Origin of the sequence: Amycolatopsis minnesotensis (genome assembly GCF_039529815.1) — a bacterium.
GTDB lineage: Bacteria > Actinomycetota > Actinomycetes > Mycobacteriales > Pseudonocardiaceae > Amycolatopsis > Amycolatopsis minnesotensis.
Genome location: NZ_BAAANN010000039.1, coordinates 21,112 through 35,997, shown reverse-complemented (window position 1 = coordinate 35,997; position 14,886 = coordinate 21,112). Strand labels below are relative to the sequence as shown.

Annotated in this window: 12 protein-coding genes; 6 read left to right on the top strand and 6 right to left on the bottom strand. The window is 70.4% G+C overall.

Features of this window, described 5'->3' with window-relative positions:
• Window positions 1-5: 5 nt before the first annotated feature.
• The gene (locus ABD256_RS35445; protein WP_344429182.1) at window positions 6-683 is read left to right on the top strand and encodes a uracil-DNA glycosylase; all 678 of its coding nucleotides are present in this window, start codon (window positions 6-8) and stop codon (window positions 681-683) included.
• Here ABD256_RS35445 and ABD256_RS35440 read toward each other — a convergent pair.
• A complete protein-coding gene (locus ABD256_RS35440) occupies window positions 680-1,402 on the bottom strand; it encodes an ATP-binding cassette domain-containing protein (protein WP_344429180.1) in 723 nt (240 codons plus the stop codon). The genes ABD256_RS35445 and ABD256_RS35440 overlap by 4 nt on opposite strands.
• Window positions 1,403-1,475: 73 nt before the next feature.
• Window positions 1,476-1,667: a 50S ribosomal protein L28 gene (gene rpmB / locus ABD256_RS35435; protein WP_145938227.1), complete on the bottom strand. Its 192-nt coding sequence runs from the start codon at window positions 1,665-1,667 to the stop codon at window positions 1,476-1,478.
• A 142-nt stretch (window positions 1,668-1,809) separates the two neighbouring features.
• On the opposite strand from rpmB, the gene ABD256_RS35430 reads away from it, so the two are divergent.
• Window positions 1,810-3,414: a DAK2 domain-containing protein gene (locus tag ABD256_RS35430; RefSeq protein ID WP_344429176.1), complete on the top strand. Its 1,605-nt coding sequence runs from the start codon at window positions 1,810-1,812 to the stop codon at window positions 3,412-3,414.
• A gap of 5 nt (window positions 3,415-3,419) precedes the next feature.
• Window positions 3,420-5,570 carry an ATP-dependent DNA helicase RecG gene (gene recG, locus ABD256_RS35425; protein WP_344429174.1) on the top strand — a complete coding sequence of 717 codons (2,151 nt, stop codon included), beginning with the start codon at window positions 3,420-3,422 and terminating at the stop codon, window positions 5,568-5,570.
• Window positions 5,571-6,047: 477 nt separating this feature from the next.
• On the opposite strand, the gene ABD256_RS35420 is transcribed toward recG, so the two are convergent.
• A complete protein-coding gene (locus ABD256_RS35420; protein WP_344429172.1) occupies window positions 6,048-6,662 on the bottom strand; it encodes a TetR/AcrR family transcriptional regulator in 615 nt (204 codons plus the stop codon).
• Window positions 6,663-6,791: 129 nt separating this feature from the next.
• Here ABD256_RS35420 and ABD256_RS35415 point away from each other — a divergent pair, with 129 nt between their 5' ends.
• From ABD256_RS35415 to ABD256_RS35405, 3 genes are all read left to right on the top strand, one after another.
• A complete protein-coding gene (locus tag ABD256_RS35415; RefSeq protein ID WP_344429170.1) occupies window positions 6,792-6,932 on the top strand; it encodes a hypothetical protein in 141 nt (46 codons plus the stop codon).
• A 227-nt stretch (window positions 6,933-7,159) separates the two neighbouring features.
• On the top strand, window positions 7,160-8,113 hold the full coding sequence (locus ABD256_RS35410) for a S8 family peptidase (protein WP_425546576.1): 954 nt from the start codon (window positions 7,160-7,162) through the stop codon (window positions 8,111-8,113).
• Between the two features lie 89 nt (window positions 8,114-8,202).
• Window positions 8,203-11,577, top strand: a complete 3,375-nt coding sequence (locus ABD256_RS35405) for a pyruvate carboxylase (protein WP_344429168.1) — start codon at window positions 8,203-8,205, stop codon at window positions 11,575-11,577.
• 1,036 nt (window positions 11,578-12,613) lie between these two features.
• Here ABD256_RS35405 and ABD256_RS35400 read toward each other — a convergent pair.
• The 3 genes from ABD256_RS35400 to ABD256_RS35390 are packed head-to-tail and all read right to left on the bottom strand — an operon-like array spanning window position 12,614 to window position 14,855.
• A complete protein-coding gene (locus ABD256_RS35400; protein WP_344429166.1) occupies window positions 12,614-13,264 on the bottom strand; it encodes a VC0807 family protein in 651 nt (216 codons plus the stop codon).
• Complete coding sequence (locus ABD256_RS35395; protein WP_344429164.1) at window positions 13,261-14,382, bottom strand: FAD-dependent oxidoreductase; 1,122 nt, start codon at window positions 14,380-14,382, stop codon at window positions 13,261-13,263. The genes ABD256_RS35400 and ABD256_RS35395 overlap by 4 nt, the downstream gene beginning before the upstream one ends.
• Window positions 14,379-14,855, bottom strand: coding sequence for a MarR family winged helix-turn-helix transcriptional regulator (locus ABD256_RS35390; protein WP_344429162.1), 477 nt, complete (start codon window positions 14,853-14,855; stop codon window positions 14,379-14,381). Before ABD256_RS35390 ends, ABD256_RS35395 begins: the two co-directional genes overlap by 4 nt.
• Between the last annotated feature and the right edge of the window lie 31 nt (window positions 14,856-14,886).

Genomic DNA, 14,886 nt, shown 5'->3' with positions numbered 1-14,886 from the left:
ACGCCGTGACCGCACGACCGCTGGCCGAGATCGTCGAAGAAGGCTGGGCGCAAGCCCTCGAACCCGTCGCGGAGCGCATTTCCTCGATGGGGGAGTTCCTCCGCGCGGAGATCGCCGCGGGGCGGACCTACCTCCCCTCGGGGGAGAACGTGCTACGGGCGTTCAAACAGCCCTTCCACGGCGTCCGCGTGCTGATCGTCGGGCAGGACCCGTACCCGACGCCCGGCCACGCGATCGGGCTGTGCTTCGCGGTGGCGCCCGACGTGCGCCCGCTGCCGAAGAGCCTGGTGAACATCTACAAGGAGTACGCCGAGGACCTCGGGCACCCGCTGCCCGCGAACGGCGACCTCACCCCGTGGACCGAGCAGGGCGTGCTGCTGCTCAACAGGGCGCTCACCGTGTCGCCGGGCAAGCCCAACTCGCACCAGGGCAAGGGCTGGGAAGACGTCACCGAGCAGGCGATCAAGGCCCTCGCCGCGCGCAACGAGCCGATGGTGGCGATCCTGTGGGGCCGCAACGCGCGCAACCTCAAGCCGTTGCTCGGGCAGGTGCCGTGCATCGAATCGGCGCACCCGAGCCCGCTTTCCGCGCACAACGGCTTCTTCGGCTCGCGCCCGTTCAGCAGGGCGAACGAACTGCTCGAAAAGCAGGGCGCCCAGCCGGTCGACTGGAAACTTCCCTAGCCCTCTCGGAAGAAGCCTTGTACGTAGGGGTTGTCGAGCGCTGCCACGGCCGCCGCGGAGTCCTCGACGAGGATTCGGCCCGCGCGCATCACGGCCATCCGGTCCGCGACGCCGGTGGCGGCGAGCATGGGCACGTCCTGCGTGATGACGAGCACGGCGGCGCCCTCATCGGCGTATTCGCGCAGCGTCTTCCACACCCGGTAGGCGTTCTCCGCGTCCAGTGACGCGGTGGGTTCGTCGGCGACGAGGATTCGGGGCGACGGCAGCAGCGCCGCGGCGAGCGCCGCGCGCTGGATCTGCCCGCCGGAATGCTGCCGCGGGAGCAGATCGAACACTTCCGCGGGATACCCGGCCGCCGCGCACGCGCGCTCGACGCTCCAGTGCCGGTGGATCTCTTCCAGGTCGCGCAACTGCGCGCCGACGGCCTCACCGGGCTTGAACGCGGTCACCCCGTCCTGGGGCGCGTAGCCGATGGCGCGCAGCTCCGGCCGGCCGTGCGCGACCGTGCCGTCGACGAGCACCTGCCCGGAACGCTGGGCGGTGGCGGGCAGCAGACCGGTGAGCGCGGCGGCGGCCATGGACTTGCCGCAGCCCGATTCACCGATGAGGGCGGTGATCCGCCCTTCCGGCACGGCGAGGCTCACCGCGTCGAGAACCGTTTCGCTCCACCGCCCGGTATCGATGTGCACGGTTACGTCGCGCAGTTCGGCGGCCACCATGCGCTTCCCCTTCGCGGCACAAAAGAATGGCGGGTGCTCGCTGTGCGAACACCCGCCACCCTGAAAGCTGTGGTCAGCCCCGAACGACCTTGCCCGCCTTGAGGCACGAGGTGCACACGTTCAGGCGCTTGCGCTGGGACACCCCGACCTTGGCGTGCACGGTCTGGATGTTCGGGTTCCACCGGCGGTTGGTACGGCGGTGGGAGTGCGAGACCGACTTGCCGAAGCCGGGTCCCTTGCCACAGACGTCGCACACGGCAGCCACGTCGAACTCCTTTGGATCAGGTAAGTCGAGACAGCCCAGCTTGGCTGGGCAACTCGACCATAGTAACGAGTGCGTTTCCGGCCCAGGGAACCGGGTGGGCACCGGGTCGATACCGTGGGCGGACCAGCGAGGAGGATATCGGGTGTTGGACGAGGCCGCGGTCGCGGCATGGGCCGCGGCGAGCGTGCGCAGCCTGGACGTGCTGCGCCCGGAGATCAACGGCATCAACGTCTACCCGGTGGCCGATTCCGACACCGGCTCCAACCTGCTGCACACGTTCTCCGGCGCCGAAGCCGCGCTCGCGGGCGGTGCTGGTCATGGTGCTGGTCATGGTGCGGGCCGAGCGCTCGCGGTGCTCGCGAAAGGGGCCGTCGAAGCCGCTCGCGGCAATTCGGGCGTGATCCTGTCGCAGGTGCTGCGAGGGCTCGCCGACGCGGTCTCCGACGCCCGGGAAATCGGCCCCGGCCTGCTGGCCGAGGCGTTCGTACTGGCCGACGAAGCGGCGACGGGCGCGGTGGCGCGGCCGGTCGCGGGCACCATGCTGACGGTCATGCACGCGGTCGCCACGACGATGAAGGCACTCGCTGAACCGGCCTCGGTCGAAGCCGTCACCGAGGCGGCGGTGGAGGCGGCGCGCGACGCGCTCGCGCGGACGCCGAGCCAGCTTCCCGTGCTGGCCCGCGCCGGGGTCGTCGACGCGGGCGGGCGTGGGCTGGTCGCCGTGCTCGAAGCGCTGCACGCGGTCGTCACGGGAGCGGACACGACGCCACGGGGTGAGCACCACCACGGGCACGTCGCGGCCGAGCAGGGCCCGGCGCCGTACGCGTGGGAGGTCATGTACCTGCTCGAAGGCATGCCGGCGGCGAACCTGCCCGGTCTGCGGAAGGCGCTCAGCGCGCTCGGCGACAGCGTCACCGTCGCGGCCGACGGTGACGGCGGCCACGCCGTGCACGTCCACTGCGCCGATATCGGGGGCGCGATCGAGGCCGGGATCGACGCGGGGCGCCCGCGCCGGATCAGGGTCGAACCGCTGATCACGCCCGCGCCGCTGGAACCGGCGGGCGGGATCGACCGGACCGTGGTCGCCGCGGTCCACGGCGACGGGCTGGCCGAGGTGCTCCGGGCGGAGGGCATCGCGGTGCTCCCCGTGCCCCCCGGCGCGGCGCCGAGCATGGAGGAAATGCTCGGGCTGATCACCGAAACGACCGGCGGCCACGTCACCGTGCTGGCCGGCGGTGCCGCGCTGACGACGGCGGCGGACGCGGCGGCCGGCCACGCGATGGTCGGCGAACGCGAGGTCGTGGTGATCCCGTGCGCCTCGGGCGTGCAGGTGCTGGCGGCGCTCGCGGTGCACGACAAGGACCGCCGCGTCTCGGACGACGTGGTGGCCATGGCGGAGGCGGCCGCGGCGACGCGGCGGGGTGAACTGCTTGTGGCACAAGAGGAGTCGATAACCTGGGTCGGCCGCGCGCAGGCCGGTGACGTGCTCGGCCTCGTCGACGGCGAGGTGGTGTCGATCGAGCCGGCGCCCGCGACGGAGACGAACCTGGTCGCCGCGGCGATGTCGGTGCTGAACCGTATGTTGGCGGTCGGCGGGGAACTGGTGACCGTGCTGCTGGGCGCCGGCGCGCCGCCGGGGGTGCCGGTCGAGCTGGCCGAACAGCTGCGACTGGAGCACCCCGAGGTCGAGCTGGCCTGCTATCCGGGCGGCGCGGCCGACACCGTGCTGCTGATAGGTGTGGAGTAGAAACGATGATCGGGCTGCGGGAAGACCTGACGAAGGTGCTCGGCGCCAAGACGGCCAAAGCGCTGTCCACCGCGCTCAAGATCGAGACCGTGAGCGATCTCGTGCGCCACTATCCGCGCCGGTACGCCGAGCGCGGCGAGCTGACCGATATCGCGGGCCTCGAGGTCGGCGAGCACGCCACGGTGATGGCGCGCATCGAGTCGGTGAACAAGCGCCGGATGCGCGCGAAGAACGGCACCATCATCGAAGTGGTGATCACCGACGGGCAGCGCCGCCTGCAGATCGCGTTCTTCAACCAGGCGTGGCGGGAGAAGGACCTGACGATCGGGAAGACCGGCCTCTTCGCGGGCAAGGTCACCCAGTTCCGCGACAAGCTGCAGCTCCAGAACCCCGAGTACGAGCTGTTCGACTCGCTGGAGCACTCCTCGGTGGACAGTTTCCTGGCGGAGATCATCCCGGTGTACCCGGCGGCGCAGGGCATGCCGACCTGGGTGATCGCGAACTGCGTCCGCCAGGTGCTCGACATGCTCGACGTCGTCGACGACCCGATGCCGATGGAACTGCTCGCGATGAACGGCTTCGCCGGGCTCGAAGACGCGTTGCGCAACATCCACCGCCCGTCGGGGTGGGGCGCGCTCGAGAACGCGCGCAAGCGGCTGAAGTGGGACGAGGCGATGGCGGTGCAGCTGATCTTCGCGCAGCGCCGGTCCTCGACGGTTTCCCGGCCCGCGCGCGCGTGCACGCCCCGCGAGGACGGCATCCGCGCCGAGTTCGACAAGCGCCTGCCCTTCGAGCTGACCGCGGGCCAGCGCGAGGTCGGCGAGGCGATCGCCGCCGACCTCTCCGCCGTGCACCCGATGAACCGGCTGCTGCAGGGCGAGGTCGGCAGCGGTAAGACGATCGTGGCGCTGCGGGCGATGCTCCAGGTGGTGGACGCCGGGCGGCAGGCCGCGATGCTCGCGCCGACGGAGGTGCTCGCCGCGCAGCACGCCAGGTCGCTGCGGGAGATGCTCGGCGATCTCGCACAGGCCGGCGAACTCGGCGGAGCCGACAACGCCACCCGCGTCACGCTGCTCACCGGGTCGATGGGCGCGAAGGAGCGCAAGCGGGCGCTGCTCGACGCGGCCAGTGGCGCGGCCGGGATCGTGGTGGGCACGCACGCGCTCATCCAGGACACGGTTTCGTTCGCCGATCTGGGTTTCGCCGTGGTGGACGAGCAGCACCGGTTCGGGGTGGAGCAACGGGACGCGCTGCGCTCGCGCGGCGCGGACGACACTTCGCCGCACGTGCTGGTGATGACCGCGACGCCGATCCCGCGCACGGTCGCCATGACCGTCTACGGTGACCTGGAAATCTCGGCGCTGCGGGAAATGCCGGTGGGCCGCTCGCCGATCGCGACGACCGTGGTGCCGGTCGCGGAGAAGCCGGCGTGGCTGGACAGGGTGTGGCAGCGGGTCGTCGAAGAGGTCGGGAAGGGGCACCAGGCGTACGTGGTGTGCCCCCGGATCGGCGACGAGCCGCCGTCGGACAAGAGCGACAAGCGCCCGCCGCTCGCCGTGCTCGAACTCGCCGAAGAGCTGCAGGCGGGCCCGCTCGCGAGCCTGAAGGTCGGTGTCCTGCACGGCAGGATGCCCTCCGAAGAGAAGGACGCGGTGATGCGCGAGTTCACCGCGGGCAAGCTCGACGTGCTGGTGGCCACCACGGTGATCGAAGTCGGCGTGAACGTCCCGAACGCCACCGCGATGGTGATCATGGACGCGGAACGGTTCGGCGTGAGCCAGCTGCACCAGCTCCGCGGCCGCGTCGGCCGGGGCAAGGTGCCTGGCCTGTGCCTGCTCGTCACCGAAGCGCTCGACGGCACCACCACGCGCGAGCGGCTCGCCGCCGTCGAGTCCACAACGGACGGTTTCGAGCTGTCGAGGCTGGACCTGGAAATCCGCCGCGAAGGCGACATCCTCGGCGCGAGCCAGTCCGGAAAGCGGTCGAGCCTGAAACTGCTTTCCTTGCTGCGCGACGAGGACGTGATCGTGCACGCGCGGGAAACGGCGCAGCAGGTCGTCGGCGAGGACCCGTCGCTGGCCAAGTACCCCGGCCTCGCGACCCTGGCCGCCGACGTCGTCGACGCGGAACGCGTGGAATACCTGGAAAAAACCTGACTTCCGGGGCCGACGGCGACCGGAGCGTGCATGCCCCGAGGGTCACCCTCAGGGCATGCGCAACGCGGTGGTTCCGGCGCGGCGGTGAAGGCGGGGCACGGGGAGCGTGCGCGCGTGGATTTCCTGAAGGATGCTCCTGCGGAGGCCAAGGCAAGGTTCGCCGCGCACGCCCTGAAGGGGTCCTTGAGGGAATCTGGTGCCGCGAAGGCGTCCTTCAGTGCATCACCTTCGCCCCGCCCCGCGCCGCGAAGGCCGAGATTGTGGCGTCAGAGTCCCCGAAGGGGCCCTTCGGGGATCAAGCCCCGGCGGCTCCCCAAGCGGCTCCACGCTTCCGCCACCCACCTCACCGGAATCGGCGCGCGCATCATCGCTGTGAGCTTCAGGGAATCCAACGCCACATTCCCCACCCTCGCGGCTGTGCGGCGCGGGTTGCCCATGCCCCGAAGGCGACCTTCGCGGCGCTCACCGCCCTGAAGGTCACCTTCGGGGCATGCGGCCGGGGAACGCGCCCGCCTTCGCCGCGATCACGGCCATGCGCGCGGCGCTGTCGGCCACCGAATCGTCGACCTCTTCCCTGGACACGAACAAGCGGTAGAACACCGGCGCCGTCGCCGCGCGAACCACCTCGACCGCATCGGTCCCGGCGGGAACCTCCCCACGCGCGACGGCACGCTCCACCACGACGGCGCACCGCGCGTGCCGATCCTCGTAGTAGGCGCGCAACGAATCGGCGGCCCGCTCGGACAGGAACGCCGCGGAAATCGAGGCCATCGGCAACGCCGACAACGCGGGCTCGGTGAAGTACCGGACCAGCTCGCGCCCGATCCCGGCGAGATCCCCTTGCAGCGACCCGGTATCCGGCGGCACCCACTCGCTCTCGGCCCCCATCGCGAGCGCCGCCGCGACCAGCCCCTCGGCCGACGCCCAGCGCCGGTACACCGTCGTCTTGTGCACCCCGGACCGCGCCGCCACCGCCTCCACGGTCAGCCCCGCGTACCCGCGCTCGGCCAGCTCGTCGAGGGTCGCCATCAACACGGCCACCCTGGTGCGCTCGGTCCGGCCACCCGGCCGCCGCGTCCCCGGCTCGCTCAACCGCCACTCCCGTCGCATTAAGGCCCCCAGTTTGCCATCCCGCGCCCGCACGGATGACCAGGTGGCTGGTGCCGGAACGCACCAGTGTTCCCCGAACTCGCGGGGATGACCCGGGTTAGGCCGGCCACCATGGTGAAAGCGAACTTTGAGCAGCGGGTGGCAGCGCTGGAGGAGCGGGTATGGCTGCTCACGGGCAAGGTCGCCGAAGTACGCGAGGATCTGTCCGGGTTCCGCGGTGAGGTTCAGGCGGGGTTCGCGGCTCAGGCGTGAGGAATCGAGCGGATCGTGCGGCTGCTGACCGAGCGCGGTCCGGGATCGAAGAGTAGCCGCGCGGCCCTTGGCCGAGGAACAGGACGATCGCCGCTGCTCGCCAGTCGGTCAGAACGGACGCTTCGGCCGAATGGTGGTTTTCCACCGCGCCTGATATCGGTTGGGTCATGACGAACGACCCGAAGGTGGGATTGTTCGTTCACCGATCGAGGGGAACGCTGTCGACCATGAAAATTCGCTGGTCAGGTCCGATACTCGCGGCCGCACTCGTGATGCTCCCGACGCCCGCCTACGCGGACGGCGGTGAGCAGCCGAACCCGCCCAACGCGGGGCTCGACCGGATCGACCAGCGCACCGGGACGGATCACGCCTACCACTACGAGACGACGGCGGACCAGGTCACGGCGTACGTGATCGACACCGGGGTCGACGGGAAGAACCCGGACTTCGAGGGCAGGGTCGAGAAGGGCAAGGACTTCGTCGACGGTGACGACGACGGCGCCGACGGCAACGGACACGGCACGCACCTGGCCGGGATCATCGGCGGCAAGGACTTCGGGGTCGCCAAGAAGGTGAAGATCGTTCCGGTCCGGGTGCTCGACAACAGCGGCAGCGGCGCGACGAACAACATCCTCGCCGGGATCAAGTGGGTGACCGAGAACGCCAGGCAACCCGCGGTCGCCGTGCTGGGCATCGGCGGCGCGCCCAACCCGCAGCTCGACGAGGCGGTGCGAGCGCTGGCCGCGGTAGTGCCGGTGACGGTGCCCGCGGGTGGCGAGGGCACCGACGCGGGCGGGTTCTCCCCGGCGAGGGAGCCGTCGGCGCTGACCGTCGGCGCTTCGGACAACACCGATCGGGTGCCGCCGAACAGCAACACCGGCGCGGTGGTCGACCTGTTCGCACCCGGCGTCGAGATCCCCGGCCCCGCGGCGACCGGGATCGGCTCCGGCCCGATGTCCGGTACGTCGATGTCCGCCGCGTTCGTCGCCGGCGCGGCGGCGCTCTACCGGGGGCTGCACCCCGAGGCGAGCGCGCCCGGCACCGCGGCGGCGCTGGTCGCCAACGCCACGAAGGACGTGCTGAACCCCCTGCCGCAGGGCACCGGGAACCGCCTGCTCTACACCCTGACGCCGCAGCCCGCAGCGCCAACGCCCGTCACGGGCAACCCCGGAGTGGAATGATGTCCATCACCTGGTACTGAACTCCCGGCCAGCGAGACAATCAGGGTACCGTGCCTGCACCTACCGATCCGAAACCGGAAGGACCGGGCATGTTCCGCAAGGTGCTGGTCGCCAACCGCGGCGAGATCGCGATCCGTGCATTCCGCGCGGGTTACGAACTCGGCGCGGGAACGGTGGCCGTGTTCCCGCACGAAGACCGCAACTCACTGCACCGCCTCAAGGCCGACGAGGCCCATGAGATCGGCGAGCCGGGCCATCCGGTTCGTGCTTACCTCTCGGTCTCCGAGATCGTCAAGGCGGCCAAGAAGGCAGGCGCCGACGCGGTCTACCCGGGGTACGGGTTCCTCTCCGAGAACCCCGATCTCGCGCGCGCGTGCGAAGAAGCGGGCATCACGTTCGTCGGCCCGAGCGCCGACATCCTGGAGCTGACCGGCAACAAGGCCCGCGCGGTTGCCGCCGCGCGGGACGCCGGGGTTCCGGTGCTCGGCTCGTCGGAGCCGTCGACCGATGTGGACGCGCTGGTCGAGGCCGCCGAGGAAATCGGGTTCCCGGTCTTCGTCAAGGCGGTCGCAGGCGGTGGCGGGCGCGGGATGCGGCGCGTGCAGGACCGCAAGGCGCTGCGCGAGTCGATCGAGGCCGCCGCGCGCGAGGCGGAGTCCGCGTTCGGTGACGCCACGGTGTTCCTGGAGAAGGCCGTCGTCGAGCCGCGGCACATCGAGGTGCAGATCCTCGCCGACGCCGAGGGCAACGTCATCCACCTCTACGAGCGCGACTGCTCGGTGCAGCGGCGGCACCAGAAGGTCGTCGAGCTGGCGCCGGCGCCGAACCTCGACCCCGCGCTGCGCGACCGGATCTGCGCCGACGCGGTCGCGTTCGCGCGCAAGATCGGCTACCGCAACGCGGGCACCGTCGAGTTCCTGCTCGACCGCGAGGGCAATCACGTCTTCATCGAGATGAACCCGCGCATCCAGGTCGAGCACACGGTGACCGAGGAGGTCACCGACGTCGATCTGGTGCAGTCGCAGCTCCGGATCGCGGCCGGGGAGACCCTCGACGACCTCGGCCTCTCGCAGGACAGCGTGTACCTGCGGGGCGCGGCGTTGCAGTGCCGCATCACCACCGAGGATCCGGCCAACGGGTTCCGCCCGGACACCGGCATGATCAGCGCGTACCGCTCGCCCGGCGGGTCGGGGATCCGGCTCGACGGCGGCACCGCGTTCTCCGGCACCGAGATCAGCGCGCACTTCGACTCGCTGCTGGTCAAGCTGAGCTGCCGCGGCCGCGACTTCAAGACCGCGGTCGGGCGGGCGCGCCGCGCGGTCGCCGAGTTCCGGATCCGCGGCGTGGCCACGAACATCCCCTTCCTGCAGGCGGTGCTCGACGACGAGGACTTCCGCAACGGCAATGTCACCACGTCGTTCATCGAGCAGCGCCCGCACCTGCTCACCGCGCGGCATTCCGCCGACCGCGGGACCAGGTTGCTGACCTACCTCGCCGACGTGACCGTGAACCGTCCGCACGGCGAGCGGCCGCGGCTGATCAGCCCGCTCGCGAAGCTGCCGAAACTGCCCGAGAGCGAGCCGCCCGCGGGTTCGAAGCAGAAGCTCACCGAGCTGGGCCCGGAGGGCTTCGCGCGCTGGCTGCGGGAGTCGCCGACCATCGGCGTCACCGACACGACCTTCCGCGACGCGCACCAGTCGCTGCTGGCGACCAGGGTGCGCACGAAGGACCTCCTCGCGGTCGCGCCCGTGGTCGCGCACACCGTGCCGCAGCTGCTGTCGGTCGAGTGCTGGGGCGGCGCGACCTACGACGTCGCGCTGCGCTTCCTCGCCGAGGACCCGTGGGACCGGCTCGCCGCCCTGCGCGAGGCGATCCCGAACATCTGCCTGCAGATGCTCCTGCGCGGCCGCAACACGGTCGGCTACACGCCTTATCCGACCGAGGTCACCAACGCCTTCGTCGAGGAGGCCACGAAGACCGGGATCGACATCTTCCGGATCTTCGACGCGCTCAACGACGTCGAGCAGATGCGCCCGGCGATCGAGGCGGTCCGCGAGACCGGTTCGGCCGTGGCCGAGGTCGCGCTGTGCTACACCTCGGACCTGTCGGACCCGGGGGAGAAGCTCTACACGCTCGACTACTACCTCAAGCTCGCCGAGCAGATCGTCGGCGCCGGCGCGCACGTGCTGGCCATCAAGGACATGGCGGGCCTGCTGCGGGCACCGGCCGCGGTGAAGCTGGTTTCCGCGCTGCGCAAGGAGTTCGACCTCCCGGTGCACATCCACACGCACGACACCGCGGGCGGCCAGCTCGCCACCTACCTCGCCGCGGTGCAGGCGGGCGCGGACGCGGTGGACGGCGCGGTGGCGTCGATGGCGGGCACCACGTCGCAGCCTTCGCTGTCCGCGATCGTGGCCGCGACGGACCATTCGGACCGGCCGACCGGGCTCGACCTGCAGGCGATCGGCGACCTCGAGCCGTACTGGGAGATCGTGCGAAAGATCTACGCGCCGTTCGAAGCGGGGCTCGCCTCGCCGACCGGCCGCGTCTACCACCACGAGATCCCCGGCGGCCAGCTCTCCAACCTGCGCACGCAGGCGATCGCGCTCGGCCTCGGCGACCGGTTCGAGGACATCGAGGCCATGTACGCCGCGGCCGACCGGATCCTCGGCCACCTCGTGAAGGTCACGCCGTCGTCCAAAGTGGTCGGTGACCTCGCGCTGCACCTCGTCGGCGCGGGTGTGGCACCGGAGGAATTCGAGGCGGAGCCCGCGAAGTTCGACATCCCGGACTCGGTGATCGGGTTCCTCCGCGGTGAGCTCGGCGACCCGCCGGGCGGCTGGCCGGAGCCCTTCCGCACCAAGGCGCTCGAAGGCCGTGCGGACGCGAAGCCGATCGCCGAACTGTCCACAAAGGATCACGATGCGCTGCAGAGCGACCGGCGCGCCACGCTCAACCGGCTGCTCTTCCCCGGCCCGACGAAGGAGTACGAGACCCACCGCGCCGCCTACGGCGACACGAGTGTGTTGCCCAGCAAGGACTTCTTCTACGGTCTGCGGCCAGGCGAGGAGTACGCGGTCGACCTCGAACCCGGCGTCCGGCTGCTGATCGAGCTGGAGGCCATCGGCGAGGCCGACGAGCGCGGCATGCGCACCGTGATGTCCTCTTTGAACGGTCAGCTGCGACCGATCCAGGTCCGCGACACCTCGATCGCCTCCGACATCCCGGCGACGGAGAAGGCGGACAAGGCGAACCCGAAGCAGGTGGCCGCGCCGTTCGCGGGCGTGGTGACGCTGCAGGTGGCCGAGGGCGACGAGGTGGAATCCGGTGCCACGGTCGCCACCATCGAGGCGATGAAGATGGAGGCCGCGATCACCGCGCCGACCGGCGGGAAGATCGGCCGCCTCGCCATCAACGCCGTGCAGCAGGTCGAAGGCGGCGACCTCCTGGTGGTGCTGGAGTAGCTCTTTCCGGGCCCGCTCACGTCCCCGAAGGTCACCTTCGGGGACGTGAGCGGGCACGAAGGCCACAGTGCTGCCGCGCGCGTCGATTCCGGTGAGATGCGGAGGCGTGGAGGCCGCCGGGTCCCTGAAGGACGCCTTCGGGGACTCTAACGCCACAATCTCGGCTTTCGCGGCATGCGACACGGCGATGCTCATGCCCTGAAGGGCGCCTTCGCGGCGTCAGATTCCGTCAAGGGCTCCTTCAGGGCATGTGGTCCGGGGGTGGGTCCGCGAAGGTCATGGGCGGCGTTCACGTTCTTGCAGGCTCCCTTTCGATGCACCAGCGCGGATACGAGCAAGTGATGCGAGCTGCGAGATCCCAGTGCCCTGAAGGACGCCTTGGGGGACTCTAACGCCACAATCTCGGCTTTCGCGGCATGCGACACGGCGATGCTGATGCCCTGAAGGGCGCCTTCGCGGCGTCAGATTCCGTCAAGGGCGCCTTCGGGGCATGTGGTCCGGGGGTGGGTCCGCGAAGGTCATGGGCGGCGTTCACGTTCTTGCAGGCTCCCTTTCGATGCACCAGCGCGGGTACGAGCAAGTGATGCGAGCTGCGAGATCCCAGTGCCCTGAAGGACGCCTTGGAGGAATCTGGCGTCTCAATCTCGGCTTTCGCGGCATGCGACACGGCGATGCTCATGCCCTGAAGGGCGCCTTCGCGGCGTCAGATTCCGTCAAGGGCCCCTTCGGGGCATCCACCCGGAGCAGAAGCAGGCCCACGAAGCCACATCCACGGCATTCACGCCTATGAAGGCCCTTCGAGGCACAGCGCGGACACGAGAACGAGACGCGAGCTACGAACCCAGCCCATGCCCCGAAGGGCGCCTTGGAGGAACCTGACGCCGCGATCTCGCCCCTCACCGCGCGTGACGTGGAGCCGCTGATGCCCCGAAGGCGCCCTTCACGGCATCAGATTCCCCCAAGGGCCCCTTCGGGGCAGGCGCGGCGGACCCGCCGACCTCTCCAGGAGCATCCTCGGGGCACGCGCGCGGGGATCTCAGCGGGCGGAAGGTTCGAGTTGCGCTTCGACGATGGGGCGTAGCGGGCGCATGCGCAGCCGGGTGTAGGCGATCGCGAGCACGAGCAGCGCGATCAGCGGCGCCTGCGACAGCAGGAACGACTCGTCGATTTCCTGCGCGCTGAAGCTGAGCACGATGACGGTGCGCACCACGGCGTCGACCAGGAACGCGGCCGCCCACACCGCGGTCACCGCCCGCATGGTCCGCCGCATCAGGGCCGAGCGGTCCCACGCCCGTTCGTACGCGGCGAGCATCGCGGGGTCTCCCTTGGTGGCGAACGGTTTCCCCGACTCGTACACCAGCGGTTTGCCCGTGAAACACGTGACCAGCGCGTAGATTCCCGCGACGCCGATCAGGAAGCCGGGTTTGAGCAGGATGATCCTCGGGTCGTCGGTGACCGCCAGCACCACGAGGGACAGTGCCAGTTCGAGCAGGATCAGCAGGCCGAAGGCGTCGACCTTCCGTGCCCGCACGGTGTTGACGGCGGTCGCGATCCCGGTGGCCGTGCCCGAGATCGCCAGCGCCCAGAACTCGTCGACCCCGAAAGCCTTGCTGAGCAAGAAGTATCCGCCGATCGGCACTACGAGGTCGAGCAGCAGCGGCAGGGTGGCGCGCAGCTTCGGGGTCATGACCGCGCTCCGGGGACGAGCGAGCGCGCGGCGACCGCCGAGCTTTCGACGGCTTCGAACGCGTACTCGCGCATTTCCGCCTCGTAGGCCGCGATCGCGGGCACGAGGTCCGATTCGCCGCGGTTGACCGCGGCCAAGGAGTCCGAGAGCAGCGCGGCGTCGCGAAGCGCGGTGTTCGCGCCGACCCCGCCCGCCGGGCTCATCGCGTGGATCGCGTCGCCGAGCGCGGTCAGCCGCCCGCTCGGCCACGGCCCCACGCGGACCGAGGTGCGGATCGTGATCGGGAAGGTGGCGCCGACCTCAGCGTTCGCCACGATGTCGCGCAGCGGCGGATCCCAGTCCCGAACGACGTCGAGCGCGTACCGGTGCAGCTCGGTGGCGTCTTCGGACAGGTCCTCGGTGGTGATCAGCGCCCACATCAGGTATCCGTCGACGGGATCGAGCGCCACTTCGGTGTCCAGCTCGGCGATCGGGCGCCTCGGGTTGTAGGCACCGAACACCAGTGTCGCCCCCGCCGGGCCGAGCACGGCCGAAAACGCGGTCAGCTCGTCCTCGCGCAACGGGGAGCGGCCGTAGACGCACCGGAGACCGGTGTCGGCGACCTCGGCTTCCGGCGCGATCACGGCCCGCAGCACCGAACCGGCGCCGTCGGCGGCGACCAGCACGTCACCGTCCACATGCGACCCGTCGGCGAGCAGCGCGCGGACGCCGTCCTCGCGTTCTTCGGCGCCGGTCACCCTGCTTCCGAACCGGACCGGCAGCCCGTCGAGCAGGACCTGCCGCAACGTCCGCCGGTTCACCGCGGTGTGCTGGACCGGGTCGTCGCGCTCCGGCAGGTCGATCACCCGCAGCTCGGTGCCGTGGTGGTCGAGCGTGACGATCCGGCGCGCGCCCGCTTTCGTCGACGTCGCCTGGTAGAGGTCGAACAGCTCGGGTGTCAGCACCTGGTGCAGCGCCGCCCCGCCGGTGTCGTCGATGTGGATCCGGTACCCCTGACCGCGGATGGCGGGTGACGGGTCGCGTTCGAGGACGGTCACCTCGATTCCGTGGCGTTGCAGGCCCTGCGCGAGTGCGAGGCCGCCGATACCCCCACCGGCGACGATCACGTGCGTGCTCATGTGTTGCCTTTCTTCTGCCAGCGCCGTCCGCCCGGGGTGCTCTCCCTGGCTTTCACCTCGGCGACGGACTCTTCGAATTTGGTCAACAGCGACCCGAACCGCCGGACCTCCTCGGCGTCCCACGATTCGAGGAACTCCGCGAACCGGTCCAAGCCGAGCGCGGTCAGCCTGCGCACCTCGTCCCAGCCCGCCTCGGTCAGCGAGATCAGGCAGGAGCGCCGGTCGTCGGGATCGGGATCGACCTTGACGTGGCCCGCGTCCTCCAGCACGCGGGTGGACCTGGCGATCGAGGACTGGTGCAGCTCCAGGCCGGAGGCGATCTCCGAGGGCCTGACCTGCCCCTTGATCCCGGCTTCCCGCAGGATCGCGATCTTGGTCGGATCGAAGTTGCGTGCCTGCGCCCGGCGCATCCCCTCGGCGATCCGGGTGAGCGGGTAGACGATTCGTTCCAGGTCCTCGTTGCTCGGCCTCATGGAAGAGACCGTAGAGCTATTTGCGCGACGC

What these genes read in the sequence shown, in the direction of transcription:
- ABD256_RS35400 (WP_344429166.1), bottom strand. Translation starts at nt 13,264, where the DNA reads ATGACCCCGAAGCTGCGCGCCACCCTGCCGCTGCTGCTCGACCTCGTA.
- ABD256_RS35405 (WP_344429168.1), top strand. Translation starts at nt 8,203, where the DNA reads ATGTTCCGCAAGGTGCTGGTCGCCAACCGCGGCGAGATCGCGATCCGT.
- ABD256_RS35440 (WP_344429180.1), bottom strand. Translation starts at nt 1,402, where the DNA reads ATGGTGGCCGCCGAACTGCGCGACGTAACCGTGCACATCGATACCGGG.
- ABD256_RS35395 (WP_344429164.1), bottom strand. Translation starts at nt 14,382, where the DNA reads ATGAGCACGCACGTGATCGTCGCCGGTGGGGGTATCGGCGGCCTCGCA.
- recG (WP_344429174.1), top strand. Translation starts at nt 3,420, where the DNA reads ATGATCGGGCTGCGGGAAGACCTGACGAAGGTGCTCGGCGCCAAGACG.
- ABD256_RS35410 (WP_425546576.1), top strand. Translation starts at nt 7,160, where the DNA reads ATGAAAATTCGCTGGTCAGGTCCGATACTCGCGGCCGCACTCGTGATG.
- ABD256_RS35415 (WP_344429170.1), top strand. Translation starts at nt 6,792, where the DNA reads ATGGTGAAAGCGAACTTTGAGCAGCGGGTGGCAGCGCTGGAGGAGCGG.
- ABD256_RS35390 (WP_344429162.1), bottom strand. Translation starts at nt 14,855, where the DNA reads ATGAGGCCGAGCAACGAGGACCTGGAACGAATCGTCTACCCGCTCACC.